This is a genomic window from Paracoccus pacificus, from assembly GCF_042680785.1.
Classification (GTDB): Bacteria; Pseudomonadota; Alphaproteobacteria; order Rhodobacterales; family Rhodobacteraceae; genus Paracoccus; species Paracoccus pacificus.
In genome coordinates, this window is record NZ_JBHUEN010000020.1 from 169,372 (window position 1) to 193,918 (window position 24,547).

24 protein-coding genes and 1 pseudogene are annotated in these 24,547 nt (G+C 63.4%); 17 read left to right on the forward strand and 8 right to left on the reverse strand.

Features of this window, described 5'->3' with window-relative positions:
- Nucleotides 1-23: 23 nt before the first annotated feature.
- The 9 genes from ACFSCT_RS07975 to ACFSCT_RS08015 all read left to right on the forward strand — a co-directional run bounded on the left by ACFSCT_RS07975 (nucleotide 24) and on the right by ACFSCT_RS08015 (nucleotide 7,892).
- Nucleotides 24-1,193 carry an FIST signal transduction protein gene (locus ACFSCT_RS07975; RefSeq protein WP_379141669.1) on the forward strand — a complete coding sequence of 390 codons (1,170 nt, stop codon included), beginning with the start codon at nucleotides 24-26 and terminating at the stop codon, nucleotides 1,191-1,193.
- Entirely contained in the window at nucleotides 1,171-2,511 is a 1,341-nt protein-coding gene (locus ACFSCT_RS07980; protein ID WP_379141670.1) for an ATP-binding response regulator, read from the forward strand. The genes ACFSCT_RS07975 and ACFSCT_RS07980 overlap by 23 nt, the downstream gene beginning before the upstream one ends.
- Nucleotides 2,512-2,517: 6 nt before the next feature.
- On the forward strand, nucleotides 2,518-3,147 hold the full coding sequence (locus tag ACFSCT_RS07985; protein ID WP_379141672.1) for a hypothetical protein: 630 nt from the start codon (nucleotides 2,518-2,520) through the stop codon (nucleotides 3,145-3,147).
- Entirely contained in the window at nucleotides 3,144-3,506 is a 363-nt protein-coding gene (locus ACFSCT_RS07990; RefSeq protein WP_379141674.1) for a hypothetical protein, read from the forward strand. Before ACFSCT_RS07985 ends, ACFSCT_RS07990 begins: the two co-directional genes overlap by 4 nt.
- Nucleotides 3,507-3,579: 73 nt before the next feature.
- On the forward strand, nucleotides 3,580-4,551 hold the full coding sequence (locus tag ACFSCT_RS07995; protein WP_379141676.1) for an ABC transporter substrate-binding protein: 972 nt from the start codon (nucleotides 3,580-3,582) through the stop codon (nucleotides 4,549-4,551).
- Nucleotides 4,552-4,636: 85 nt separating this feature from the next.
- Nucleotides 4,637-5,428, forward strand: coding sequence for an ABC transporter permease (locus ACFSCT_RS08000; protein WP_379141678.1), 792 nt, complete (start codon nucleotides 4,637-4,639; stop codon nucleotides 5,426-5,428).
- Nucleotides 5,418-6,020: an ATP-binding cassette domain-containing protein gene (locus tag ACFSCT_RS08005; RefSeq protein WP_379141680.1), complete on the forward strand. Its 603-nt coding sequence runs from the start codon at nucleotides 5,418-5,420 to the stop codon at nucleotides 6,018-6,020. The genes ACFSCT_RS08000 and ACFSCT_RS08005 overlap by 11 nt, the downstream gene beginning before the upstream one ends.
- 141 nt (nucleotides 6,021-6,161) lie before the next feature.
- Nucleotides 6,162-7,292 (forward strand): S-(hydroxymethyl)glutathione dehydrogenase/class III alcohol dehydrogenase, encoded by a 1,131-nt coding sequence (locus ACFSCT_RS08010; RefSeq protein WP_379141682.1) that lies wholly within the window; start codon nucleotides 6,162-6,164, stop codon nucleotides 7,290-7,292.
- Between the two features lie 159 nt (nucleotides 7,293-7,451).
- The gene (locus ACFSCT_RS08015; protein WP_379141684.1) at nucleotides 7,452-7,892 is read left to right on the forward strand and encodes a GFA family protein; all 441 of its coding nucleotides are present in this window, start codon (nucleotides 7,452-7,454) and stop codon (nucleotides 7,890-7,892) included.
- 446 nt (nucleotides 7,893-8,338) lie between these two features.
- On the opposite strand, the gene ACFSCT_RS08020 is transcribed toward ACFSCT_RS08015, so the two are convergent.
- On the reverse strand, nucleotides 8,339-9,244 hold the full coding sequence (locus ACFSCT_RS08020; protein WP_379141685.1) for a LysR family transcriptional regulator: 906 nt from the start codon (nucleotides 9,242-9,244) through the stop codon (nucleotides 8,339-8,341).
- A gap of 99 nt (nucleotides 9,245-9,343) precedes the next feature.
- Between ACFSCT_RS08020 and ACFSCT_RS08025 the strand changes: the two genes are divergently transcribed.
- Nucleotides 9,344-10,525 (forward strand): MFS transporter, encoded by a 1,182-nt coding sequence (locus tag ACFSCT_RS08025; protein ID WP_379141686.1) that lies wholly within the window; start codon nucleotides 9,344-9,346, stop codon nucleotides 10,523-10,525.
- Between the two features lie 11 nt (nucleotides 10,526-10,536).
- The gene (locus ACFSCT_RS08030; protein ID WP_379141688.1) at nucleotides 10,537-11,574 is read left to right on the forward strand and encodes an aldo/keto reductase; all 1,038 of its coding nucleotides are present in this window, start codon (nucleotides 10,537-10,539) and stop codon (nucleotides 11,572-11,574) included.
- 43 nt (nucleotides 11,575-11,617) lie between these two features.
- On the opposite strand, the gene ACFSCT_RS08035 is transcribed toward ACFSCT_RS08030, so the two are convergent.
- Complete coding sequence (locus ACFSCT_RS08035) at nucleotides 11,618-12,529, reverse strand: LysR substrate-binding domain-containing protein (RefSeq protein WP_379141689.1); 912 nt, start codon at nucleotides 12,527-12,529, stop codon at nucleotides 11,618-11,620.
- A 95-nt stretch (nucleotides 12,530-12,624) separates the two neighbouring features.
- On the opposite strand from ACFSCT_RS08035, the gene ACFSCT_RS08040 reads away from it, so the two are divergent.
- Complete coding sequence (locus tag ACFSCT_RS08040; RefSeq protein WP_379141692.1) at nucleotides 12,625-13,656, forward strand: zinc-dependent alcohol dehydrogenase family protein; 1,032 nt, start codon at nucleotides 12,625-12,627, stop codon at nucleotides 13,654-13,656.
- A gap of 453 nt (nucleotides 13,657-14,109) precedes the next feature.
- Here ACFSCT_RS08040 and ACFSCT_RS08045 read toward each other — a convergent pair whose 3' ends face one another.
- Nucleotides 14,110-14,928: an NmrA family NAD(P)-binding protein gene (locus tag ACFSCT_RS08045; RefSeq protein WP_379141694.1), complete on the reverse strand. Its 819-nt coding sequence runs from the start codon at nucleotides 14,926-14,928 to the stop codon at nucleotides 14,110-14,112.
- A gap of 122 nt (nucleotides 14,929-15,050) precedes the next feature.
- Here ACFSCT_RS08045 and ACFSCT_RS08050 point away from each other — a divergent pair, with 122 nt between their 5' ends.
- Nucleotides 15,051-15,650, forward strand: coding sequence for a TetR/AcrR family transcriptional regulator (locus ACFSCT_RS08050; RefSeq protein WP_379141695.1), 600 nt, complete (start codon nucleotides 15,051-15,053; stop codon nucleotides 15,648-15,650).
- A 313-nt stretch (nucleotides 15,651-15,963) separates the two neighbouring features.
- On the opposite strand, the gene ACFSCT_RS08055 is transcribed toward ACFSCT_RS08050, so the two are convergent.
- From ACFSCT_RS08055 to ACFSCT_RS08065, 3 genes are all read right to left on the reverse strand, one after another.
- Nucleotides 15,964-17,331 carry a sulfotransferase family 2 domain-containing protein gene (locus tag ACFSCT_RS08055; RefSeq protein WP_379141697.1) on the reverse strand — a complete coding sequence of 456 codons (1,368 nt, stop codon included), beginning with the start codon at nucleotides 17,329-17,331 and terminating at the stop codon, nucleotides 15,964-15,966.
- An 11-nt stretch (nucleotides 17,332-17,342) separates the two neighbouring features.
- Entirely contained in the window at nucleotides 17,343-17,801 is a 459-nt protein-coding gene (locus tag ACFSCT_RS08060; protein WP_379141698.1) for a hypothetical protein, read from the reverse strand.
- A 271-nt stretch (nucleotides 17,802-18,072) separates the two neighbouring features.
- Nucleotides 18,073-18,492, reverse strand: coding sequence for a hypothetical protein (locus tag ACFSCT_RS08065; protein WP_379141699.1), 420 nt, complete (start codon nucleotides 18,490-18,492; stop codon nucleotides 18,073-18,075).
- A gap of 182 nt (nucleotides 18,493-18,674) precedes the next feature.
- On the opposite strand from ACFSCT_RS08065, the gene ACFSCT_RS08070 reads away from it, so the two are divergent.
- The 3 genes from ACFSCT_RS08070 to ACFSCT_RS08080 are packed head-to-tail and all read left to right on the forward strand — an operon-like array spanning nucleotide 18,675 to nucleotide 22,290.
- Nucleotides 18,675-19,406, forward strand: coding sequence for a phosphoadenylyl-sulfate reductase (locus ACFSCT_RS08070; RefSeq protein WP_379141701.1), 732 nt, complete (start codon nucleotides 18,675-18,677; stop codon nucleotides 19,404-19,406).
- A gap of 17 nt (nucleotides 19,407-19,423) precedes the next feature.
- On the forward strand, nucleotides 19,424-21,541 hold the full coding sequence (locus tag ACFSCT_RS08075) for a glycosyltransferase family 4 protein (RefSeq protein ID WP_379141703.1): 2,118 nt from the start codon (nucleotides 19,424-19,426) through the stop codon (nucleotides 21,539-21,541).
- Nucleotides 21,538-22,290 carry a glycosyltransferase family A protein gene (locus ACFSCT_RS08080; protein ID WP_379141705.1) on the forward strand — a complete coding sequence of 251 codons (753 nt, stop codon included), beginning with the start codon at nucleotides 21,538-21,540 and terminating at the stop codon, nucleotides 22,288-22,290. The genes ACFSCT_RS08075 and ACFSCT_RS08080 overlap by 4 nt, the downstream gene beginning before the upstream one ends.
- Nucleotides 22,291-22,349: 59 nt before the next feature.
- Here ACFSCT_RS08080 and ACFSCT_RS08085 read toward each other — a convergent pair whose 3' ends face one another.
- Together ACFSCT_RS08085 and ACFSCT_RS08090 are read right to left on the reverse strand one after the other, a co-directional pair.
- Nucleotides 22,350-23,558 carry an NAD-dependent epimerase/dehydratase family protein gene (locus ACFSCT_RS08085; protein ID WP_379141707.1) on the reverse strand — a complete coding sequence of 403 codons (1,209 nt, stop codon included), beginning with the start codon at nucleotides 23,556-23,558 and terminating at the stop codon, nucleotides 22,350-22,352.
- Between the two features lie 336 nt (nucleotides 23,559-23,894).
- Nucleotides 23,895-24,167 (reverse strand): annotated as a pseudogene (locus tag ACFSCT_RS08090) (protein NO VEIN domain-containing protein); the annotation flags it as partial.
- A gap of 113 nt (nucleotides 24,168-24,280) precedes the next feature.
- Here ACFSCT_RS08090 and ACFSCT_RS08095 point away from each other — a divergent pair.
- Nucleotides 24,281-24,547, forward strand: a 267-nt coding sequence (locus ACFSCT_RS08095) for a transposase (RefSeq protein WP_379141709.1), incomplete at its 3' end; no start/stop codon positions are given.

Here is a 24,547-nt window from a genome sequence, read left to right on the forward strand (position 1 = left end):
TGACGCAAAGAGTGTTATCGGCTGTGGGCCCCGGACCCGCGCCTGCCGCGCCGATAAGCCTGTGCCTTGACACCGAGGACGAGGCCGCCGCCATCGCCGGCCTTGCCAGTGCCGCGGCCTCGATCCAGCCGACGCTGGTCCTGCTGTTCGTCTCGCCCGCCCCGCGGCTGCAGGCGATCGCCGACGGCCTGTTTCCGTCCCTGCCGAAGGATTGCCGGCTGATCGCCTGTTCCTCGATGGGCGAATTCCATCACAGCGGTTACATGCATGGCCGGCTGGTCGCGGTGATGTTTCCCCAAAGCAGCTTTCGGGTCAGCGTGGTCCAGCTTTCCGATGTGTCGCGCCTGCCGGTGACCGAATGGATGGACCGGTTGCGCCGCGCCGCGACGGATTTCGCCCGCACCCCGGGGCGCGACAGCTTCGGCATCCTGCTGACCGAATCCGATGCCGGGCAGGAAGAGGTCGTAAGCGCCACACTGGACGCCTCGCTGCCCTGGCTCAATGTGGTGGGGGGCACGGTCGGCGACATGGGCGATTCCAGCGCGGCCTGTCTGACGCTCGACACGCGGCTGATGCGGGATTCGGTTTTGCTGTGCATGATCGAGACCGATTTTGCCGTGCGCGAGGTGGTCTTTTCACACTTCACCCCCACCGCGCAGCGCATGGTCGTCACCGCCACAAGCGACAGTCACCGCACCATCATGCGGCTGAACGACGAACCGGCGGCCGAAGAATACGCCCGGCTGATCGGCGTGCCGCGCGCGGCGCTGTCGCCGGTCTTGTTCGCGCGCCATCCGCTGTTGCTGCACATCGCCGATCAATACCATGTCCGCGCCATCGCCGGCGCCGGTGCCGATGGCGGTTTGGAACTGATGTCGGCGGTCGAGCCCGGCAGCCTGCTGACGCTGGGCGAAGCGAGCGACGATATTTTCGACGATATGGACGCGGCGCTTTCGGATCTGCCGCAGCTTCCCGAACTCGTGCTTGGCTTCGACTGTATCCTGCGCCGGCTGGCAGTAGAAAAAAGTCGTCATGCGCCGGAACTGGCCGAGCTTTTCAACCGCTATCGTATCGTCGGGTTCAATACCTTGGGCGAACAGCATGGCGGCATGCATGTGAACCAGACCTTCGTGGGGCTGGCGTTCATGCCGGCGGGGGGAAATGATACGGATGGCGACGACCGTGCTGCGTGACGAAGACGATGCCGCCCGCCGGCAGGAAAAGCTGGAACGTATCAACGAGGCGCTTCTGGACCGTCTGGCCCGGATCGAAAGCAGGCGCGGCTCGGCCTGGGCGGTTTTTCAGGCGGCTGCGGCACTTGAAAAAGAAGTGGCGGCACGCAACCGGGATCTTGAAAAAGCGTTGCAGAACCTTGGCGAGCGCAATCAGGAACTTGCACTGGCCCGCGCGGCGGCGGAACAGGCCAACCGGTCCAAGACACGCTTCCTGCGTGCCGCAAGCCATGACCTGATCCAACCCATTGCCGCGGCGAAACTGTATCTGGAGACATTGGGTGATACACCGCTGTCCCCGCAGCAGCAGGACCTTCTGGCGCGACTTGGCAGTGCTTTTGCCTCGGTCGAGGAGCTCATGCAATCGGTCATGGAGATGGCACGGCTGGATTCCAGCCGGGTCCGGTTCAACCTTCAGCCGGTCGCGCTTGACGAGATGTTCGGCCGGCTGGCGGATGAATTCGGACCGATCGCGGCGGCGAAGGGGCTGCGGCTGAAGGTCGCGACAAGCTCGGCGACGGTCGAAAGCGATATGGTCTATCTGCGGCGGATCGCGCAGAACCTTCTGTCCAACGCGATAAAATACACCCCCGCCGGAAAGGTCCTGCTGGGCGTCCGGCATGACGGCGACCGTATCTGGATGGAGGTGCATGACACCGGCGTGGGGATCGCCGAGGCCGACCGCAGCCGGATCTTCGACGAATTCCAGCGGCTTCCGAATGACGGCGTCGCGGGCATGGGGCTGGGGCTGTCGATCGTGCGCCGGGCCTGCGGGCGGCTGGGTTATCCGATCGAGATGCGGTCCCAGCCTGGCCGCGGCACCATGTTCCGCGTCGGGCTTCCGCTGGCCGATGAACCGAAAATATCCGAAACGACAAGCGCCGATGCCGCGCCGGCGCCCGAAGGGCTGGCCGGATTGACCGTGATGCTGATCGAGGATGACGCCGGATTGCGCCATGCCTACGAACATCTTCTGGCGGACTCGTTCAGGATGCGGGTCGCAAGCTTTGGCTCCAGCGCCGACGCGCTTGCCGATCCGACCGCGGTGCCGGATGTGATCATGGCCGATTACAACCTCGGCTATGGCGATACCGGGCTGCTGGCGATCGCCGGGCTGCGCAACAAATTCGGCGTGGTGCCGGGGCTGATCATCACCGCCCAACTGGATGACGCCACGGTCGAGGCCTGCGCCGATCTTGGCATTCCGGTCCATCCCAAGCCGATATCCGCGACGCAATTGCGCGCGGCACTGGAAAATGCCGTCCATGAACAGAGGTAAAGGCCCATGTCCCTGCTGCGAATGATCTGTCTGCTTCTGGTGCTGGTCCTGCCCGGCGCCGCCTTTGCCTCCGAGGCAAGCGATCTGGTTTTCGCCGACCGCGCACCCTGGGCACCCCCGTCGGGCGGCCTTGTCTGGCAGATCAGCCGTGACAATGATACGGGCGAAACCCAGGGCGAGCTGCTCTTGGAACAGGTGACCGACGCGGACGGCAGCCCGATCCTTGAGATGTCGGAACGCACCGGCGGCGCCACCCGCCCGCTGACCCGGTTTCCGGTTTCTGCCGGCGATCCGGTGGTGGTCTATTTCCTTGAGGCGGTGACGCGCGACATGGCCCGGATGAGCGGCGGCAGCCCGTTCTATATCCGCAACCGGATCCGGGACGGGATGGGCGCGGGTGCGCAGGTCACGCGCGGGTCTGACGGCGTCACGGTGGTTCTGACGCCTTTCAAGGATAACCCGAATGCGGCGCGGATGGGCGGTTTCGCCTCGCTGTCGCTGACCTTCGATCTTGGCCCCGACCCCAAAGCCCCGATCCGGCATCTGCGGGCCGAGACGAGCGCGCCAACCGGAACCGGGCGGCCCTATGTCGTTGACCTGACGCTGAACCCGGTCGAAGGAGAGGACAAGAAATGACCATTTTCCAACGTCCCACGCTATTCCACGCCGCGATCCTTGCCGCTATGGCCCTGCCGGCCGCCGCGCAGACGCCGGCGGCCCAGAGCGATTTTCCGACCGAGGACCGGGTCCGCTTCGTACTTCTGTGCATGGAGGCGAACGGACGGTCACCCGAAAATCTGCGCCGATGTTCCTGCAAGATCGACGAGATCGGCGCGCTGATTTCCTATGATGACTATGTCGCGGGCGAGACGGTTTTGCGCATGCAGCAGGTGCCGGGGGAAAGGGCCGCCATGTACCGCGGCGCCGGCATGCTGTCGGCCACCGTCGACAAATTGCGCAGCGCCGACGCCGAGGCCGAGCTGGTGTGCTTCTGATCAGACCAAAGTCGCATTTTGACCGGCGTGGCTTCATGCCAGCGTTATCGAACAATGTTCTGGGGGGAAGCGCATGACATTCGTTCACAAATTTACCGTGGCGCTGGCTTTGTCGGCGGCGCTGTTTTCCGGTGCGGCTGTCGCACAGGAAAAGGTGATCAATGTCGGCACCTTGGCCGGCGGCACGGTGATGTGGGAATTGCAGGCGATGCAGGACCTGGGCATCGACCGTGAGAACGGCTTCGATCTTCAGACGACCGAGTTTGCCGGCAATCCGGCGACGCAGGTGGCCATGCAGGGGGGCGCGGTGGACGCGATCGTCTCGGACCTGCTGTGGGTGGCCCAGCAGCGCGCCGCCGGCAGCGATTTCGTGTTTCTGCCCTATTCGACTGCGGTCGGCGGTGTGTTGGTCGGCGCCGACAGTCCGGTCCAGTCGCTGGCCGATCTGAAGGGCAAGAAGATCGGCATCGCCGGCGGTCCCGTCGACAAATCATGGCTGATCCTGCGCGCATGGAACCGCAAGACCAATGGCGAGGATCTGGCCGCGGTCACCGAACAGGTTTTCGGCGCGCCGCCCCTGATCATGCAGGCAGCCCTTTCGGGTGAAGTCGACGGCGCGATCAACTTCTGGCATTTCATGGCCAAGATGAAGGCGGCGGGCATGCGCGAAGTGATGTCGGTCTCGGACGCGGCCAAGGATCTGGGCCTCGACCCGCAAACGCCACTTTTGGGCTATGTATTGTCCGAGGCATGGATCGCCGAAAACAGCGACCTCGCCGCCGCCTTCGCCAAGGCGGTCGGCGAAACCAAGCAGAAACTCGGCTCGGACGATGCGGTCTGGGACAAGCTGCGGCCGATCATGAACGCCGCGGACGACGCCGAATTCGTGGCGCTGCGCGATGGCTGGCGCGCCGGAATCCCGCCCTCCGGGCCAGTCGACAAGGCCGGTGCCGACGCCATGTTCAAGGTGATGGCCGAGCTTGGCGGCGAGGAACTGACCGGCGGCCTGCAGGCGCTGCCCGAGGGTCTGTTCTGGCAGCCGTGACACCGCAGCACCCGCACCTTTGGTCTGCGCGGCGCCTTGGCGCGTGCCATGCCCCGGGGTCGCCGTACAGAGGTAGACCGGAAGCATGACCAAGGCGATCTCTCGCGCGCGCCGCCCCGGAACGCCGCCGGCCTGGCTGCCGGCGCTGGCCTCGGTGGCGGCGATCGTTCTTGGTTGGGCGGTGCTTGCGGTTCTGGTCGATACGCCGCGCACCCTGCCGGCGACGTGGACGGTCGCGCGGCTGATCTGGCGCGCGGCGGTTTCGGGCGATCTGTGGTTTCAGACCGGCATGACGCTGTTCCGGGTCGCGGCCAGCTTCGTTCTGGCCATGGGCATCGGCGCGGTGATCGGGCTTTGGCTGGGGCGCTCGGCCAAGGCCGACGCATGGTTGAACCCGGCATTGGTGATGACCCTGAACATCCCGGCGCTGGTGGTAATCGTGCTCTGCTATATCTGGATCGGCCTTAACGAGGTCGCCGCGATCATCGCCGTGGCGATCAACAAGATCCCGCTGGTCGCCGTTATCATGCGCGACGGCACCCGCGCGCTTCGGCCGGATCTGGACGACATGGCGCGGGCCTATCACATGCGCCCGCTGGACCGTCTGCGCCATGTCATCCTGCCCCAGCTTGCGCCGCATTTCGCCTCGGCCGCGCGGGTCGGTATCGCGCTGATCTGGAAGATCGTGCTGGTGGTCGAATTCCTTGGCCGCTCCAACGGCGTCGGCTTCAAGCTGCACATGTATTTCCAGATGTTCGATGTGGCCAATGTCATGGCCTGGTCGCTGAGCTTTGTGATCGTCATGCTGACCATCGACTATCTGATCCTGCGCCCGTGGGAGCGGCGGGCGAACCGCTGGCGACGCGATGAGGATTGAATTCTCGGGCAAGGCCTTCGGGTCGCATCAGGTCCTCGGGCCGGTCACGCTGGACCTCGCGCCGGGTCGACGGCTCGCGGTGCTGGGGCCGTCCGGCATCGGCAAATCCACCCTGCTGCGGATCATCACCGGACTGGACGGCGCGGCGGATCTGCGCAGGCAGGGCGATACCCGGCTGGCGGTGGTCTTTCAGGAACCCACCCTGCTGCCCTGGCGCGACGCGCTGTCAAACCTGACCCTTGTCGCCGGGGCCACCGACGCCGTTGCCCGCGACTGGCTGGACGCCGTCGGCCTCGCCGGTCTTGAAAACCATTTCCCGCGGCAATTGTCGCTGGGACAGCAGCGCAGGCTGGCGCTCGCGCGGGCCTTCGCGGCGGGGCCGGACGTGCTGGTCATGGACGAGCCCTTCGCCTCGCTCGACCCCGAAACCCGCGACCGGATGCTGACGCTGACCGACAGGCTTCTGAACCGAAGCGGTGCGGGGCTGCTGCTGGTCACCCATGACCGGACCGAGGCCGAGGCGCTTTCCGCCGCCATCCTCCGGCTGGACGGCCGCCCGGCGCTGTTGTCCGCAGAAAAGCGGTCGGGGTGAGTGCTTCTCCAACCTTGGTCTGATTGCGCCTGCCCGCCCCGCGAAACTAGGTTGTGGCAGGTAAGATCCGCCCTGCCCGGCGCGGGCCGTTCGAGGACGGCCGGCTGCCTGTATCGAGGTTGAAGACAAGGAGGAAACGATATGCGAACGCGCGCTGCGGTTGCCGTGGAGGCTGGCAAGCCTTTGCAGGTTATGGAAGTGAACCTCGAGGGCCCGAAGAAGGGCGAGGTTCTGGTCGAGATCAAGGCCACCGGCATCTGCCACACCGATGAATTCACCCTGTCGGGCGCCGACCCCGAGGGCATCTTCCCCTCGATCCTCGGCCATGAGGGCGCGGGCGTGGTGATCGAGGTCGGCGAGGGCGTCACCTCGCTGAAACCGGGCGATCACGTGATCCCGCTATACACCCCCGAATGCCGGCAATGCCCGTCCTGCCTGTCGCGCAAGACCAACCTCTGCACCGCGATCCGGTCGACCCAGGGCCAGGGGCTGATGCCCGACGGCACGACGCGGTTCTCGATGCTGGATGGCACGCCGATCTATCACTACATGGGCTGCTCGACCTTCGCCAACCACACGGTGATGCCGGAAATCGCGCTGGCCAAGGTGCGGGACGACGCGCCTTTCGACAAGATCTTCTATATCGGCTGCGGGGTGACCACCGGCATCGGCGCGGTGATCAACACCGCCAAGGTCGAGATCGGCGCAAAAGCCGTGGTCTTCGGTCTGGGCGGCATCGGTCTGAACGTGATCCAGGGCCTGAAAATGGCCGGGGCCGACATGATCATCGGGGTCGATCTGAACAACGACAAGAAGGAATGGGGCGAGCGTTTCGGCATGACCCATTTCATCAACCCCAAGGAGATCGAGGGCTCGGTCGTGCAGGCGATCGTCGATCTGACGAAAACCCCGTTCGACCAGATCGGCGGCGCGGATTACAGTTTCGACTGCACCGGCAACGTCAAGGTGATGCGCGACGCGCTGGAATGCACCCATCGCGGCTGGGGCGTCTCGGTGGTGATCGGGGTGGCGCCGGCGGGGGCCGAGATCAGCACCCGGCCGTTCCAGCTGGTCACCGGGCGGGTCTGGAAGGGCACCGCGTTTGGCGGCGCGCGCGGCCGCACCGATGTGCCGACGCTGGTCGACTGGTACATGGACGGCAAGGTCGAGATCGACCCGATGATCACCCACACGCTGAAGCTGGAAGACATCAACAAGGGCTTCGACCTGATGCATTCCGGCGAATCCATCCGCTCGGTGGTGGTTTACTGATCGGGTTCCGGATGGCGGCGGCGGTCGCGGATTTCGGGCGCGGGATCGCCCGGACATGCCGCGGCCGTCTACGTCTTTTGACGGAGTTGCCATCCTTCGCCACCCGACTATCCTTTAACAATCCTGCGTCGACGACGCGCGAATCTGGGAGGGTTCACCATGGCCAAATACGAGGGCGGCTGCGAGCACGTCCATGTCACGTCCGATGCCGAGCCGATCGACAATCACGAATGCCATTGCAATGTGTGCAAGTCGGTGACCGGCCAGCAAACCACGCATGTCGCCTTTTTCAACTATGACGACCTGAAGGTCGATCATCCCGAAAAGATGAACCGGCAGCCGTTCAACAAGGACAACCCCGACGGGCCATTGGAGCTGTGCACCTGCTCCATATGCGGCGCGGCGCTGTTGCTGGACGACAAGCAGCACCGGATCCGGGTCGCGGTGCCGAATGTCATGGGCTATGACGACGCCAATTTCCCCGAGGCGACCTATCATGCCTTCTGGGATCTGACGAAAGGCTATCCCAAGCCGGATGACGGACGTCCCGTCTATGAGGCATTGCGGCCCGATTTCGTCTGGCCGACCCCGGCGCCCTGACCCCCGGTTGGTTCTCGCCGCGGCCTGATCCCTGCGGCGAGAACCCGGCCGTTACTTCGGGACGATTATCCATTTTTCCGTGCAGCCGGCGGGTAACCGTTGGACCGTAGGCGGTTGCGCCGAGGAAAACCGGGGACAATCGTCGTCAGCCACGATCCGACCGGCGTGAAGGCGGCCGCACCGATCCTGATCCGATTGCGCCGCGTGCAACACCTGTTTTCGCCTTGGACGGGTGTTTGCCGCCATCCGGCCAATCGGCTTTTCCCTTGGCTCTTCAACAGTTCCCTGAATCGGCCGGCATCGGCGCCACGAACCGCAGACGGCCGGTCAACAGCAACCGGGGCGCCCTGCCCCGCGCACGAAAACCGGGTGCAACGGGCGGCATGTGGAGCCGGCAGCGGGATCGGGATTGCAACCGTTTTCCCCGGACCGCCCGCCGATAGCGCCTAGATTACCCTGCCGCGCTCGGCCAGAAAATCAAGCAGCGCCCGGACGCGCGAGGGCAGCGGTCCACCCTGCCCGACATAGACGGCATGGAAGGCTTCCGTTTCACCGGTATCAAGGTCCCCAAGGACCGGCACAAGCCGACCGGCGGCGATGTCCCCGCGCACCGTGAACGCCGCCAACCGGGCAAGACCCACGCCCGACAGCGCGAGCTGGCGCAGCCCCTCGCCATCGCTTGCCTGCACGCGGCCCGTTACCGGCACGATCGTGGTTTCCCCGTTCTCCCGCAGCGGCCAGCCATCGACGGCGCGGGCATAGCCGAAGCCAAGCCGATTATGCCCGTCCAGATCGGCGATGCGGCATGGCGCGCCATAGCGTTCCAGATAGGACGGCGCGGCGACGATTGTCAGCGCCGTCTCGCCGAGTTTGCGGGCGATAAGGCTCGAGCTTTTCAGCGGCCCGGCGCGGATCGCGACATCGGTGCGCTCGGCCAGCAGATCGACCACGGCATCGGTTTGCACGATGTCGAGCGTGACGCCCGGATGCAGCGCCAGAAACTCTGGCAACACAGGCGCAAGAACGTGATTGAAATAGGACGCGCTGGTGTTGATCCGCACGCGTCCCACCGCCTGTTCACCGACGCCGGCCGAGCGTTCCGCATCCTCCAGATCGGCAAGGATGCGCGTCGCGCGTTCATAGAAGGCGCAGCCCTCGGGCGTAAGCTGCAATTGCCGGGTCGAGCGGTTGAGCAGCCTTGCGCCAAGCCGCCCCTCCAGCCGCGCGATCAGTTTGCTGACCGCCGAGGGTGTCATGCGCGCGGCCCGTGCGGCGGCTGAAAAGCCACCCTGTTCGACCACGCGGACGAACATCTCCATCTCGCCGGACCGGTTGACCTCAAGCCGCGCCATTATGAATTCATCTCACAAGTGATGTTCCACAACCGATTCTATTTCATCCAACCCCGAACGTCTATCTGTCGGTCAACGAAACCTTATCGGATAGTTATCATGCCCGTCGCGCTTTACGCCCTGACGGCCGGGGCCTTCGGCATCGGCGTCACCGAATTCGTCATCATGGGTCTTTTGCTGGAGGTCAGCCGAGAACTGAACGTCACCATCGCCGCCGCCGGATTGCTGATTTCCGGCTATGCGCTTGGTGTCACCATCGGCGCCCCGGTCCTGACCGCGCTGACCGCCGGCTTGCCGCGCAAGCAGGTGCTGGTCGGATTGATGGTGATCTTCGTCATCGGCAACGCCGCCTGCGCGCTTGCCCCAAACTATGGCTGGCTGATGGCCGCGCGCGTCCTGACCGCGCTGACCCACGGCACCTTCTTCGGCGTCGGGGCGGTGGTGGCGACCGACCTTGTTGCCAAGGACAAGCGCGCCTCGGCCATCGCCATCATGTTCACCGGCCTGACGGTCGCCACCGTGCTGGGCGTGCCTTTCGGCACTTGGCTCGGCCAGAACTATGGCTGGCGGGCGAGCTTCTGGGCGGTGACGCTGGTGGGGCTGATCGCGCTTGTCGTCCTTGCCGTTTTCGTGCCGCAGGACCGGACCCGGCCCGAAGCCGCCGACTGGCGCGCCGACCTGCGTGCCATCGCCCGTCGCCCGGTGCTGCTCGGCCTGCTGACCACTGTGCTCGGCTATGCCGGGGTCTTCGCGGTCTTCACCTATATCGCGCCGCTTCTGACCAAGATCACCGGCTTTGCCGACGGCGCCGTCTCGCCGATTCTGCTGGTGTTCGGCGGCGGTTTGGTCATGGGCAACCTGCTGGGCGGCAGGCTGGCCGACCGGAACCTGATCCGCGCCATCCTTGGCACCCTGACCGCGCTTGCCATCGTTCTGGCGGGGATGGGCTTTGCCCTGAACAGCCGGGTCGCCGCCGTCGCCTTTACCGGCCTGCTGGGCGCGGCGGGTTTCGCCACGGTCGCGCCCTTGCAGATGTGGGTGCTGTCCAAGGCCGAAGGCGCGGGGCAAAGCCTCGCCTCCAGCTTCAACATCGGCGCCTTCAACCTCGGCAATGCCATCGGCGCATGGGCGGGCGGAATGGTCATCACCCACGGGCCGGGCCTCGCGCTGGTGCCGATCACGGCGGCGCTGTTTCCTATGCTCGCCATCGCCACCGCGTTGATCGCCGTGCGGACGGGCAAAAGCGCGCCGCTGACACCCTCATGCAAACCCGTTCACTAAGGAGTATTCCGATGGAATATCGCAATCTCGGCAATTCCGGCCTTAAGGTGCCGGTCCTCAGCTTCGGCGCCGGCACTTTCGGCGGCTCCGGCCCGCTGTTCGGCAACTGGGGCACGTCCGATGCGTCCGAGGCCCGTCGCCTCGTGGATATCTGCCTCGAGGCCGGCGTCAATCTGTTCGACACCGCCGACGTCTATTCCGACGGCGCTTCCGAAGAAGTGCTGGGCGCGGCCATCAAGGGCCGGCGCGATCAGGTGCTGATCTCGACCAAGACCGGGCTGCCGATGGGCGACGGGCCGAACGATGCCGGTTCCTCGCGCTTCAGGCTGATCCGAAGTGTCGAGGATGCGCTGCGCCGCCTTGGCACCGATCATATCGACCTGCTCCAGCTTCACGCCTTCGACGCCTTCACCCCGGTCGAGGAAGTGCTGTCCACGCTGGATATGCTGGTGCGCGCCGGCAAGGTCCGCTATGTCGGCGTCTCCAATTTCGCCGGGTGGCAGATCATGAAATCGCTGGCCGTCGCGGAACGCCACGGCTGGCCGCGCTATGTCGCCAATCAGGTCTATTACTCGCTGGTCGGACGCGATTATGAATGGGATCTGATGCCGCTGGGCGCGGATCAGGGGCTTGGCGCGATGGTCTGGTCGCCGCTGGGCTGGGGGCGGTTGACTGGAAAAATCCGCCGCGGGACGCCGCTGCCCGACGGCAGCCGTCTGCACGAAACCGCCAGCTTCGGCCCGCCGGTGGATGACGAACAGCTTTATCGCGTGGTCGATGCGCTGGACGCCGTGGCGAAGGATACCGGCAAGACCGTGCCGCAGATCGCGCTGAACTGGCTGCTGCAACGCCCGACCGTTTCATCCGTCATCGTCGGCGCGCGGAATGAGGCGCAGCTTCGCCAGAACCTTGGCGCGGTCGGCTGGAGCTTGACACCCGAACAGGTGGCCAAGCTGGACGAGGCCAGCGCCGTCACCGCCCCCTATCCGCATTTCCCCTATCGCCGGCAGGAAGGCTTTGCCCGGATCAATCCGCCGATGGCGGGGTAACGGCTGGGACGGGCGGAGTGCGGCGTTTGCCCCCTGACGAAAGCTAAAGCTCGGCGCTGCCCGGCAGCGCCGCGGCCAGCGCGTCGATGGCAAAGCGCACGCGCAAGGGCAAATGCGGGGTTTCGGGCCAAAGCGCATGGGTTCGGAACACAAGGCGCGGGGTGTTTTCAAGCAGCGGAACCAGACCGCCGGTCCGCACCCGGTCGCGGATCAGCCAGCAGGGCAGCCAGGCGAGGCCATGCCCGGCCTCGACCGCATCGGCGATGGCCTCGAGGTCGTCGAAGCGAAGCCGGTTCGGCGGCGTCGCCTCGCGCAACTGCCCGTCCGGCCCGGTCGGGAATTGCCACGTCCGGATGGCCCCTGCGCGGCCATAAACGACGCCGCGATGCGCGCTTAGATCGTCGAGCGTTTCCGGGGTTCCGTGCAAGGCAAGATAGTCCGGCGCGGCACAGACCGTCATGCGCTGCTGGCTGATCGTGCGCGTCATCAACCCCTGACCCGGACCGACCTCGCCATTCCGGATCGCGAGGTCGAAGCCGTCGTCGACGATGTCCACCCGCCGGTCGTTGAAGGAAAGATCAAGCTCCAGCTTCGGATGATCCGCCGCCAGCCGCGCAAGGACAGGCGCCACGCAGCGCCGCCCGAACAGCACCGGCATGGATACGCGCAGCCGACCCGACGCCTCGCGCCGGCCGGAATCAAGCGCCGCTTCGCCAGCGCGAAGTTCGTCAAGCGCCCGCACGCATCGTTCGTAATAGATCTGGCCGTCCTCGGTCAGGCTCTGGCTGCGGGTGGTGCGGTGAAACAGCCTCACCTCAAGGCGCGCCTCGATCCGGGCAATGGTTTTCGCGACGGCCGAGCGGGTCAGATGCAGCCGGTCGGCGGCGGCCGCGAAACTGCCGTTTTCCACGGTGGCGACGAATACATCCACGCCCGACAGCGAAACATCCATCATTGTCACCCTTATGGAACCAATCAACGGAAATCTTATCACCACTGGCAACGTGGTTTCAACGATATGCTGCAGGCTCAACCGCATAGGAGCTTGCGATGCCGCAAATGATGAAACGCTGGGAGATGAACGAGATTGGCCGGAACGCGCTGAAACTGCACGAAGTTCAGGTGCCGGAACCCGGACCGGGCGAGGTTCTGGTGAAGGTCGCGGCGGTTGCGCTGAACTACCGCGACAAGCTGGTGATCGAGGCCGGGATGGGCCTGCCCCTTGAATTTCCGTTTACCCCCGGCTCGGATCTTGCCGGGACGGTCGTGGCGTTGGGTAAGAATGTCAGCCGTGTCCGCGAAGGCGAGCGGGTGATCGCGACTTTCGCCCCCGGCTGGATCGAGGGCGCGCCCTTGGGTGATGCCCGGACCCCGCCCTATCGCACCCTGGGCGGCGCCTATCCCGGTGTGTTGGCGGAATATGTCGCCTTTCCCGAGGATTGGCTGGTCAAGGCCCCGGCGACCCTCTCCGATGCCGAGGCCAGCACCCTGCCCTGCGCGGGGCTGACGGCGTGGACCGGGCTGATCGAAAAGGGCGGGCTTCATGCCGGCGAGACGGTTCTGGTCGAAGGCACCGGCGGTGTCGCGCTGTTCGCCCTGCAGATCGCCAAGGCGCATGGCGCGCGGGTGATCGTCGTCTCGGGAAGCGCCGAAAAGCTGAAAAAGGCCGCGGCGCTTGGCGTCGATCACGGCATTGATCGCAGCGCCGGGGATTGGGTCGAGGCGGTCCTGCGCATCACCGGCGACCACGGCGTGGACCATATCGTCGAACTGATCGGTGGGCTACATCTCGGCAAGGCCGTGCAGGCCGCCGCGATCGGCGGAAAGATCTATCAGATCGGCGTGTTGGAAGGTTTCGATGTCGCGGCGCCGGTCGGCCCGCTGATGCTGAAAAACATTACCATCCACGGCATCAGCGTCGGACACCGCAAGGGACTGGAAAATCTGGTCGCGGCCGTCGATAGCACCGGGATCAAGCCGGTGATCGATGCATATTATCCACTGGGTGATCTGCCGAAGGCGCTTGATCACCTGGAACGCGGAGCCTTCGGCAAGATCGTCGTTGATCTGGAGAGCCGCTGAAATGGGCGCCCTTGTGCGCAGGTATGCCGGATAACGGCGCTCGCCCGGGATGGCCGTCCATCAATCGAACAGGTAAGGTCGGCGGGCGCCCCCCCCCGCCGACCCTTGGGTTGATCCGCCACGAAAACGACCGATGCCGTGATCGTCGTTTCTCGTCGTGCCTCACACCGCATGCCCGGCAGATGAAGCGATGGTGGACGGTCCGGGATAGCCCCTGCCCCGTTCGTGCCGCGCCGCCGGAAAATGCCGTTGCCGATGCGATTGTCGGCAACGCGCCGCACTCCGCCCGGCGTGTCCGGAAGAACGGGTCATCGCTCCGGCTGCCGGGTCAGACCGCGCGTGATTCATCTCCCGGGACCGAAGATGAGCTACCCCTGCCCGGGCATGTTGTTCGATAAGGCAGAGGCCCGGCCTCGCGCATCACCCGTCACCCGGCGGCCGGGAACCCCGGCGTCAGACCTTCCAGACGCCGCTTGCCGCCATTTCCGCCGCATAAACGGCGAAATCGCGCGGCGGCCGGTTCAGCGCCGTCTGGACCCCGTCCGCCACGGCGCTGTTGCGGCCGTCCAGAACCACGGTGAACAGGTCCAGAAGCAGGTCAATGACCTCTTGCGGCGCGTGCCCCTCCATCGACGCCGCAAAGTCGGCGGCGGAAACCTCGCGGAAGCGGATGGTGCGCCCGGCGGCGCGGGAAATCGCATCGACCGCCTCGGCGAAGGTCAGCGCGCGCGGGCCGGTCACCTCATAAAGCCGGTTCAGATGGCGCGGATCGGTCAGGGTCGCCACCGCCACATCGGCGATGTCGCCCGCGTCGATGAACGGCTCGGGCACCGGCCCCGCCGGAAGCGCAAGCTCGCCGTCCAGAATTGAGCCGAGCAGATAGCCTTCCGAGAAATTCTGATTGAACCAGCTTGCCCGCACGACGGACCACGGCAGGCCGCTTTCCCACAGCGCCGCTTCGGCACGCTGCGCCCCGGGTTCACCGCGGCCGGACAGCAGCACCATCTGTTTCATCCCCGCATCGAGTGCCAGCTTCGCCAGATGCGCGATCGCCTCGTCGGCCCCCTCCACCGCCAGATCGGGCTGATAGCTGACATAGGCCCGGGTGACGCCGGCAAGCGCCGCCTTCCACGTTTCCGGCCGGTTCCAGTCGAAAGGTATTTCGGTGCTGCGCGATACCGCCCGCACCGGGATCCCTCGCGCCGTCAGTTGCGCCTTTACGCGGCCGCCGGTCTTGCCGTTCGCGCCGATGATCAGGGTCATGTCGTTCATCTCAAGCTCCATAAAACGAGAAGTTATCGTATTTGACAAAGCGATAAACTCTCGTATTCTGCTAGTCAAGGGGCTTGCGGGCGGGGCACCTGAAGGAAGCGGAGGAGACGGTGAGGGGTGTGGTGGCGGAAGGAACGGTTGAGGGCGTGGTCCGTCTGGTGCCGACGCAGAAGCGCAGCCGCGAGCGGTTCGAGAAAATCCTTAGCGCGGCGCAGGATCTGTTGCTGGAAAAGGGCGCCGAGGGGTTCCGGATGAGCGAGTTGGTGCAGCGTTCGGGCGTGCCTTTTGGCTCGCTTTACCAGTATTTCCCCGATCGGAGCGCCGTGCTTGGCACGCTGGCGGAACGTTACAACGCCGAGGGGCGCGCCTGCGTCGCGGCCGAGCTGACCCGGCTTCGGCAGCCCTCAGATCGTCCGCAGGTGCTTTCACGCATCACCGACGGCTTCTATCGGATGTATCAGGATTATCCGGTGATGCGCGCGGTCTGGCAGGCGACGCAGGCCGATCCGGTCCTACAACGGCTGGACGCGCAGGATTCGGCGCAACTGGCGCGGATGCTGGCCGAAGCGCAGTCCGGCACCACCGCCGATGCCGAAGCCTTCGCCCGGGCCGGACTGGCGATCACCCTGATCGGCGCGGCCGTCCGCCACGCCATCACCCTACCCCCCGCCGAGGCCGACCTTGTTCTGACCGAGTTCAAACGGCTGATCGGGGCGACTTAGCGGGGTTATCGCTATTCAGGGGCACTGCGTTGCCGAGCATAGGCGATGGTTTTGGAGCACCCACCGCGTTGCGTCAGAACGAGCGCTCCTCGACATTCGCGCGCAGAGTTGCCGCATCCCGGCATCGACTGTTCTCAGGCCGCGCTAGCGGCTCGTTCTGGACTAACTTCTGCCCGTCTTCCATGCGTCGATCGTCCGGGTTGGCCTGTCGTCCGTGGCAGACACCGTACAGTCCCCTCCGAAACGCCGTCTTCGTGCCGTCCGGAGGCGGTCGGCAGCCGGAGCTGGTATATCGGTGATCAACGATGACTGCTCAAGTAGGGCGTTGATCGGCTTTGGCGGCATCGGCGAAAAGCAATGGGTCCGCCATCGTCAAAAGCTCGGTCCACGAAGCGATGTCCGGGGCGGACGCCTCCGCATATTTACTGAACTGCGGTAGCCGAGCGAGATAGAGGTTCTCACCCGCGTGACTGATGGACGGGGCGGCGCCGTCACGAACAACCAGCAGCCGGGCCCCGCCATGCGTGCGGACTGCGGCGGCAAGATCTTCGGCTTTTTCGTCCGTGATACCGTGGTTATGCTTGTAGACGAACACCGAAGCCGGGTCCGACAAGGCGGCGGTCAGCTTGCTTCGCAAATGGTCGAGCTTCTTCATCTCGACGGCGTGGATATCTCTGCGCTCGGCTTCGGACGCGATAAACTGCCCCTCGCGCGACAGCATGGCACTGTGAAACTTGATGCCGCTGGCCTTGTCCGAGACCATCTTGTCCGAATAGGGTGAGAGGTTCTCGAACTCGAAAATACCCTCGAAACTGTTCCGAATATTGGCGGCCAGCACGTCGGGAAAGGTGATCGCCCAACGAAGCAAGCCTCCATCTTCGCAACCGTAATGTCGCTGGACGAATCCGAATTCGCAGTTATCGCCCAAGCTGACATACTTCCGCACAAGATCGGACCGAAGGTCGCTGTCTGTCAGAACCGCCGTGGACGCCGTCGAAGCTGCGGCGACGGGTTCGTTAGGCCGTTCAGGCGGGGACACGGGGACGGCCGGGGTCGATTGTTCGCGCCCTACAGGTCCGGGGGCATAACCCAGCGTTTCGAAATCAAGCGCATAGTGCTCGCGCATCCGCAACACGTCGGCGCGATCCCAGACAACCATATCGTCGGTCGTGGCTGTGGCGAGGGTGTGCGGCACGCGATCGGGCGTGGGCAGGCCCAGATCGGCCGATATCTGCGTCAGGATTTGGTCGATCCCGTCTTCGAATCGAAAGATGCGCAGCTTGTCGCTGAGAAAATGCCATTGCGGGCGCAAGTGGTTGTCCATGTGGTTCGGGTTCGCCTGCGCATCCCGCAGCGAGCGTTCAAGCCAACTTGGAAAGCTGAGCTGGCCGCCGAAAAAGCCCTTGCCGCGCAGTTGGTTGCGCATCCGAAACTCGGACTCCATGCGCGAAAAAGGATTGCGGACGACGGTGAAGGAATAGTCGAAATCGTCGCTGCCCCACATCGTTTCGATATCAGCAAAGGTCAGATGCTGCGGCGACACAGACAATCCGACGGGGCGTTGGTCGGAATGCAGGCGCGTGCGAGCGTGCGACTGCATCCAGCGCGTCACAGAGGTGCCCCCGGTCTTCGGAATATGGATGAAAAGTACGCGGCGATCGTTGATCGTGGCTATCGGCAACTGAACTGACCTTAAGTGGACTCAATTGGGTTCGTGGTGTGACCGCTGCGGACCAGCCCCACGACGTGTTCATAAAGGGCTGGGTCGATCTCGGTACGGGCGAAGATGCGGCGACGCTGCTCGATCGTCAATGCCGACCGCGGCAAAACGAGATAGGTTCTTGACGGACGTTCGCAACAACTGTCCTCGGAGATATAGGTATGGTTGCGGCGTTCGACGTTGATGTGACCAAAGGCCAGTTGCCAGATCTGGGCATTATCCTTGTCCTGCGAAAAACGAGGGCGGCGCGTATCCAAGGACCCGTCAAAGCTCATCGCCCGGACGGTCTCCGGTCCGTTATCCACCTGATGTCGATAGGAATAAAGCGACAGGATCCGGTCGAATGGATTGCGCAGCACGGCCATGAGCTCGACGTCCAGCGCTCCCGCCGTCATATGTTTCATATGGATGCAAAACAGACGCTTATGCATGTAATCTCCGCGCGTATTACGGTCGCACTGCGGCTGAAGGCGGAAATCGCAGATATCTCCGGCGGGAAATTCCCGCTACAGCATTGTGCGCGACCAAGTTCCGGTAGATTTCGCGATGTGGACATGGGCGATGCGGGGCAACCTGACAGGTTCGGCATGACGCCTCATGATTTGACCGCTTTCATGATCATCTCCCTCACGGGCTCATAGGCCAGATGCAGCGCCTCTCACCGCTGAGCCCTGAGCTCCCCGGGGGTATAGAAGATCGACGTCATGCGCGACACGTGCACAAAGCGACCGAGAGTAGAATAACCGCTCCACAGACGCCAAGTCTATTTTGGCGCCGCCGGGTGGCGATCAGGCCGCGGTGCCAGTCCGAGAGCAGGGCATCCGGGCGGCGTGCAGCGCCTTCATTGATAAACGCGATGGGGCTCGACCCTGCATCATCCGCAAAAAGCTGCGCCCAGCCCGGCGACTTGCGCAGTGCGGCAAAACGCCGCGTCAGGCCCGACAAATCCTCACAGTGCAGAATATGTTGGGCCGGCATCGGACTCTGCCAGTATCCCCTTTGGAAGCTGCGACCTGGCGTAACATTCTGCACATAAAGCGTCGCACTTGGGTTCCTTACTGCCTGCGCCCCAATCAATGCCGCCGGGAAACCAATCACCGTATCTGAAAAGTTGAAGCCCATCCGGCACTTGGGATACCGGCAGCGTGGCGTCAGGCAGGAAACCAAACGGCCGCAGCGCCCGCTGTTGACATTCCCGGCGCGGCTCCCCTATCGCAGGGCAGGCAGTGACCGCCGGACAGACACCGGGCGCGATCGAATGCAACGACGAAAGTCGACCGGACGGAAACAGGATCGGATCTGAGATGAGCGACAGTTGGCCAGTCGGTGCCCTCGACCCGCTGATCGAGGCGCTCCAGACCTGTTATATTCCGGATCACAGTCCGCCCGACATTGCGGGGTTGGTGGCAGACCGCCGTCTGGGCCGGATGGCGATTGTGTCGTCTTTCGGCACAGAAAGCGCGGTACTTTTGCATCTCATGTCACGGGCGCGGCCAGATGCGGATGTACTGTTCCTTGATACGCTCAAGCATTTCCCCGAGACACACAGCTATGTGGACGAAATAGCCACACGCCTTTCGCTGAACCTGCGGGTGATTTGTCCCGATCCTGCCCTTCTCGCAGATGAAGACCCGGACGATATGCTGTGGGAAAACCACCCGGACGGGTGTTGCCGCATCCGCAAGGTCATTCCCTTGCAAGATGCGCTGGACGGCTATGACAGCTGGGTGTCCGGGCAGAAACGCTATCAGAGTGTCGCTCGCGCTGCTGTTCCGCTCATCGAGCGGGATGGCATCAAGATAAAACTGAACCCGCTGGCACTATGGACGGCGGCAGACATTTCCCGCTATTTCACCGACCATAATCTGCCGCCACATCCGCTGGTCGCTCAAGGGTTTCCGTCCATCGGCTGCGCCCCCTGCAGTCGTGCGGTGCGTCCGGGCGAAGACCCGCGTGCCGGGCGGTGGGCACATACGCCCGAAAAGACGGAATGTGGTATTCACCTCGGGCCCGACGGCAGGTTTCGGCGGGGCTGACAAAAAAAGGAAAAGCCATGAAGAGTTTGGCATCGTGGATCCAACGACGCCTCCATGACAGGAGGGCGGATATCACAGAGGACACAGATATCGCAGAGGATGCGGGTCTCGCAGAGGATGCGGATATCACTGAGGATACGGTGAAACGGGCGCTCGAGCCCTATTTCGACCGCGACTATTACCTCTCAGCCTATCCCGACGTGCAGTTGTCGGGCCAAGACCCGCTGACCCACTATGTCAAGTGGGGCGACCGAGAAGGGCGCCGGCCCAGCGCCACCTTCGACCCGGCGCAATACCGCCTGCGCCATTCGCCCACCCGCGCTAACGCGCTGTATGACGCGATCGTCGAGGGCAAACTCGGCCAAGAAACCAGCCGTGAGACGATGGCGGCTGAATACGATGCGCCGCCCAGGAAATCGGCCGGGAGAGATCCGTCTGGCCCTGTTCCAGCGCCGCCCAATGGCTTCTTCCGTCTTATATCAAAAAAAGACGTTACTCTGATTGCATCCCGGATGAACGAATCCTGGTATTTCGCCCGTTATCCTGACGCGGTCGAGTTCGGCGGTTCGGCCGCTGCGCATTATCTGGGAGTCGGGTGGCTGCTTGGCTATGATCCAACTCCGAGCTTTTCTACCCAATATTATTTGCGCGCAAACCGCGATGTTGCCCGGGACGGGCTCAATCCGTTTCTTCATTACCTGATGGCGGGCCATAAGGAAGCGTGGCGTAAAACCGCAACGGTTGACGAGGCGGAGGTCCACAACGCTTTCGAAGGCCCCTTGGCCGAGGACCTGGCTGAGGCGATTGCCCTTGATCCGATGGTCGCATTGCCGCTTGAGCGTCGCAAGGTTACCAGCCCGTTCGATCTTCCCCGTCCAGCGCGAGATGCGCTGCAAATCCTGCGGCGCGACCTAAGCGCACAAGAATATCCGCACGTCATCCTTATCCCGCAGGTGCGGATGTCCGGCGCGGCGCGGGTCGCGGGAATATATGCGGCAACCTTGGCGGATCAGGTAGGGGCCGAGAACCTTCTGATCGTCCGCACCGATGGCGAAGCCTTCGAACATCCCGAATGGTTTCCGGCCGATGTGCGCAGCTATGATCTTTCGACAGTGCTGGCACCGGTCCGGGAAAAGCAATTGCATCCTCAGTTGCTCGTCGATCTTCTGCGCGGCGTTGGAGCCCGCTCTATTCATCTTTTCAACAGTCGCCTCGGTTGGGATACTTTGCAGGTTTATGGCCGTCAGTTGTCCCAGGAAACCGCGGTGACGGCCTATCTCTTTACGTGGGAAGAAACTGCGGATGGGCGTAAGATCGGCTATCCGATCCAGTGGTTGCACGACACGATTGATTATTGCCATGTGATCGTTTGCGATAGCGACGTGCTGGCTGACCATATCCGACAGCGCTTCGGTTTGCCGGCCAGCGGCTTCGGTGCACCTGTCGTAGCGCTGACGCCGGCGGACCTGCCCGACCCGGCCAGCTTCCAGATCTATCAGCAGCATCGGCTTTCACGCGCGCCCTCGAACCGCGTGCTGTGGGCCGGGCGACTGGACCGTCAAAAGCGCCCCGACCTTCTTGCTGCAATTGCGCGGACGATGCCCGACACCCAGTTCGAGGTCTATGGCCGTGCGGTCCTGGACAAGGCGCCCGAGGGTCTGAAAAAATTGCCCAACATCGCGATGATGGGGGAATATGATGACTTTGCAACGGTTGTTGAGCGGGACTACGACGCGTTTCTTTACACCGCGCAGTGGGACGGAACACCGACGATTCTTTTAGATGCCATAGGTCACGGTCTGCCTGTCGTGGCTTCGGCAGTGGGCGGTATCGCAAAACTTCTTGAAGACGGCCGAGGCCAGGTGATCTCGGATATCGAGAATATCGAAGCGTACCGTACGGCTCTGACCGAAATCATCGAGAACCCCTCGGTGGCTGCCGAATGCGTCGGGCTTGCCTATGACCACGCTCGGACGGCCTATGCCCCCGCGCCTTATGCTGAAACCGTTCGTGAGGTTCTTGACCGAATGGAATACGTCTCGGCTATCGCTGATCCGCAGCCCCAACCGTCCGCGCCAGAAGCAGCCGAAGCGCCGGCCGCAATTACATCCAAAACCGTGTCGGAGACAGTATGATGACCCCAACCATCTCGGCAATTGTCACCGGACACCGCGAACGCCGCCTTTCCATTCCAACGCTGCGCTCCTTCGGCAATGCGATCGCAGACGCACAGGCTCAGGGTTACACCGTCGAGGCAATCCTGTGCCTTGACCGACCTGACACCCTGACCGAGGAAATCTTCCATCGCTTCGCTCCGCCCAAGGCTCGGATTCTGACCATGGATCATGGCGATCAGGGGAAGGTTCGAAACGATGCCGTTGTCGCGGCCACGGGGCAGTTCGTCGCGTTCCTCGACGGCGACGACCTGTGGCAAAAAAGCTGGCTGCATCGCGCGGCTGATTTCCTCATCGCATCAGGGCGCGACGATTACGTCGCCCACCCGGCCTACAATTATTTCTTTGAGGGTCAGGCGACGACTTTCCGTCAGATTGACCAGGACTCGCCCGATTTTGACATCGACCTCCTGCGGATGCGCAACTACTGGGACGCATTGAGCATGGCGCCGCGGTCGATCCATGAGCGGTTTCCCTACGCTCATCGGGACATCCCCAATGGTTGGGCCCTTGAAGACTGGCAGTGGAACGAGGAAACGATCGCGGCGGGTATTCGTCACAAGATCGTCCCGGACACAGTCCTCTTCAAGCGCCGCCAGAAGGAATCGCAACACAGCCGCGCAGCGAAAAGCAAGGCAACGCATCGCCGCAATGGCATGACGTCCTATTCCGCTCCGATCTTTGCCGCATTTGACGGCCCGACCGTCTGATCGAGTTCGTCGCCGGCCCGCACGAAGATGCAGGCCGGCGACATCATTCCGAGGCAGTTTTAGGCCACGGACCTGGCTTCCGGATTGTGATTGATCCGCTGGGCGATATCCTTGGTCCATGCGCTGACCGCAGGGACGCGAGAGCGGTCAATGCGGTGGGCGTATTTCTTTGCTACATCCACGACCTCGCTCAGCAGCCCTTCCTGCAAGGTGATCGGATTGAGACCCAGCGCCAGGAACTGATCGTTCTTAACGATCAGGTCGTTCTCATCCGCCTCTTTCCGCGGGTTGGGAAGGAACTTCACCTCGGCTCCGGTCATCTCTGCGACCATCTTAGCCAGGTCACGGACGCGATGGGTTTCGGTCATCTGATTGAATATCTTGACCCGCTCGCCCGATTTCGGCGCGTCCGACAGCGCCAGCTCGATGCAGCGCACACAGTCCTGCAAGTGGATAAAGGCGCGCGTCTGGCCGCCGGTGCCGTGGACCGTCAGCGGATAGCCGATCGCCGCCTGGATTAGAAAGCGGTTCAGCACTGTACCGTAATCGCCATCATAATCGAAGCGGTTGATAAGCTGTTCATGCCGGCGCGTCTGGTCGGTATGCGTTCCCCACACGATACCCTGATGCAGGTCGGTGATCCGCAGCCCATCGTTCTGGGCATAGAATTGGAACATGATCTGATCGAGGCTCTTGGTCATGTGATAGGCCGAGCCCGGGCGCGTCGGATAAAGGATCTCCATCCCCTTTTTGCCCTTGGGGGCGTCGATCTCGACGTTCAGATAGCCCTCGGGGATCGGGGCGCCGACGCTGGAATAGCCATAAACGCCCATCGTCCCCAGATGCACCAGATGCGCGTCGATACCGGTTTCAACCAGCGCCGCCAGCAGGTTGTGTGTCGCGTTGACGTTGTTGTCGACGGTATAGACCTTATGGCGGTCGGTTTTCATTGAATAGGGTGCGGCGCGCTGCTCGGCAAAGTGGATCACCGCGTCGGGGCGGCATTCGGTCAGCCACTGTTTCACACGCTCGTATTCGTTGGCGAGGTTCAGCAGATGGAAATGAATGGTATTGCCGCTTTCCTGTTTCCAGATCCGGCAACGCTCTTGAATGGAAGCCATCGGGGTAAGCGACTGAACGCCCAGTTCGGTATCTATCCAGCGGCGCGACAGGTCGTCGACGATGTGGACCTCATGGCCCAGATTGGACAGATGCAGCGAAGTTGGCCAGCCCACGAAACCGTCGCCGCCAAGAACCGCGATGCGCATATTGCTTTCTCCTTACAATTGACTAGCTCACGGATGCAACGCCAATCGGAGGTAGGTCAACCGCAAAAATCCTCACTTTTTCGAATTTTGTCGGGGGATGACGGGGGCTGCGTCATGTCGTCACGGGGATGATTGCCCACCGTCACCTGGGACGAGGACCGCCGCGCCCCCCTGCGCGCCGATCTCGAAATCTTCTACCCCCGCGTCTAAGGCCCTGACCCGCGGCGAAGTGCGCGGTACTCTTGACACCACCGGCATGAGACTTGGCAAGAGCAAGGCGGGCGCGCCCTCGGCCGACCATCAATGAAAGCTCGCCTGAAAGGACGTCACGGTTAGTCAAACATGCGCGCCCAGCGCAGGATGCGGCTCAAACCCCAACGGCTTACGCACGAAATTCCAGAGCCGGAACAGCGACCATTCCGAGCGCAGCTCCTCGGCCACGGCCAGTTCGTTATCGGTGATCAGAAACGGCGCGCACTCCCAACCGTTTGTCGTCCTGACATCGATCAGGCGCGGACAGCCATCCGCCGGGAAGCTCTCGATATCGTAGCCCGCGCCATCGCCATCTTCCACCGAACAAACCTTGCTCGCAAGGTCGTCGCGGCCCGCCTATGTTAGGGCCATGGGTTAGATTTTATGAGTCCGCTACCTAGAGGGCGTCTTCATTTAAGGGATTCCCATAGGGTTTGAGTTCTGATTCAAGATCGAAAACGGAGGCGATCTTGAGCAGACGGACTTTGACGGCCACGCAATGGGCGCGGATTGCGCCACTTCTTCCGGGCAAAAAGGGCGATCGGGGCCGCAGCGGATCAGACAACCGGCTGTTTGTGGACGCGGTGCTCTGGCTGGCGCGGACCGCCTCGCCCTGGCGCGATGTGCTCTGGCTGGCGCGGACCGCCTCGCCCTGGCGCGATCTGCCGCCGGAGTTGGGCAACTGGCGGACGGTGCATTGCCGGTTCCGGCGCTGGACGCTGGCGGGCGTGTGGGAC

Coding starts and splice junctions, on each gene's coding strand:
- ACFSCT_RS07980 (WP_379141670.1), top strand. CDS start 1,171: ATGGCGACGACCGTGCTGCGTGACGAAGACGATGCCGCCCGCCGGCAG.
- ACFSCT_RS07985 (WP_379141672.1), top strand. CDS start 2,518: ATGTCCCTGCTGCGAATGATCTGTCTGCTTCTGGTGCTGGTCCTGCCC.
- ACFSCT_RS07990 (WP_379141674.1), top strand. CDS start 3,144: ATGACCATTTTCCAACGTCCCACGCTATTCCACGCCGCGATCCTTGCC.
- ACFSCT_RS07995 (WP_379141676.1), top strand. CDS start 3,580: ATGACATTCGTTCACAAATTTACCGTGGCGCTGGCTTTGTCGGCGGCG.
- ACFSCT_RS08000 (WP_379141678.1), top strand. CDS start 4,637: ATGACCAAGGCGATCTCTCGCGCGCGCCGCCCCGGAACGCCGCCGGCC.
- ACFSCT_RS08005 (WP_379141680.1), top strand. CDS start 5,418: ATGAGGATTGAATTCTCGGGCAAGGCCTTCGGGTCGCATCAGGTCCTC.
- ACFSCT_RS08010 (WP_379141682.1), top strand. CDS start 6,162: ATGCGAACGCGCGCTGCGGTTGCCGTGGAGGCTGGCAAGCCTTTGCAG.
- ACFSCT_RS08015 (WP_379141684.1), top strand. CDS start 7,452: ATGGCCAAATACGAGGGCGGCTGCGAGCACGTCCATGTCACGTCCGAT.
- ACFSCT_RS08020 (WP_379141685.1), bottom strand. CDS start 9,244: ATGGCGCGGCTTGAGGTCAACCGGTCCGGCGAGATGGAGATGTTCGTC.
- ACFSCT_RS08025 (WP_379141686.1), top strand. CDS start 9,344: ATGCCCGTCGCGCTTTACGCCCTGACGGCCGGGGCCTTCGGCATCGGC.
- ACFSCT_RS08030 (WP_379141688.1), top strand. CDS start 10,537: ATGGAATATCGCAATCTCGGCAATTCCGGCCTTAAGGTGCCGGTCCTC.
- ACFSCT_RS08035 (WP_379141689.1), bottom strand. CDS start 12,529: ATGATGGATGTTTCGCTGTCGGGCGTGGATGTATTCGTCGCCACCGTG.
- ACFSCT_RS08040 (WP_379141692.1), top strand. CDS start 12,625: ATGCCGCAAATGATGAAACGCTGGGAGATGAACGAGATTGGCCGGAAC.
- ACFSCT_RS08045 (WP_379141694.1), bottom strand. CDS start 14,928: ATGAACGACATGACCCTGATCATCGGCGCGAACGGCAAGACCGGCGGC.
- ACFSCT_RS08060 (WP_379141698.1), bottom strand. CDS start 17,801: ATGCATAAGCGTCTGTTTTGCATCCATATGAAACATATGACGGCGGGA.
- ACFSCT_RS08065 (WP_379141699.1), bottom strand. CDS start 18,492: ATGGGCTTCAACTTTTCAGATACGGTGATTGGTTTCCCGGCGGCATTG.
- ACFSCT_RS08070 (WP_379141701.1), top strand. CDS start 18,675: ATGAGCGACAGTTGGCCAGTCGGTGCCCTCGACCCGCTGATCGAGGCG.
- ACFSCT_RS08075 (WP_379141703.1), top strand. CDS start 19,424: ATGAAGAGTTTGGCATCGTGGATCCAACGACGCCTCCATGACAGGAGG.
- ACFSCT_RS08080 (WP_379141705.1), top strand. CDS start 21,538: ATGATGACCCCAACCATCTCGGCAATTGTCACCGGACACCGCGAACGC.
- ACFSCT_RS08085 (WP_379141707.1), bottom strand. CDS start 23,558: ATGCGCATCGCGGTTCTTGGCGGCGACGGTTTCGTGGGCTGGCCAACT.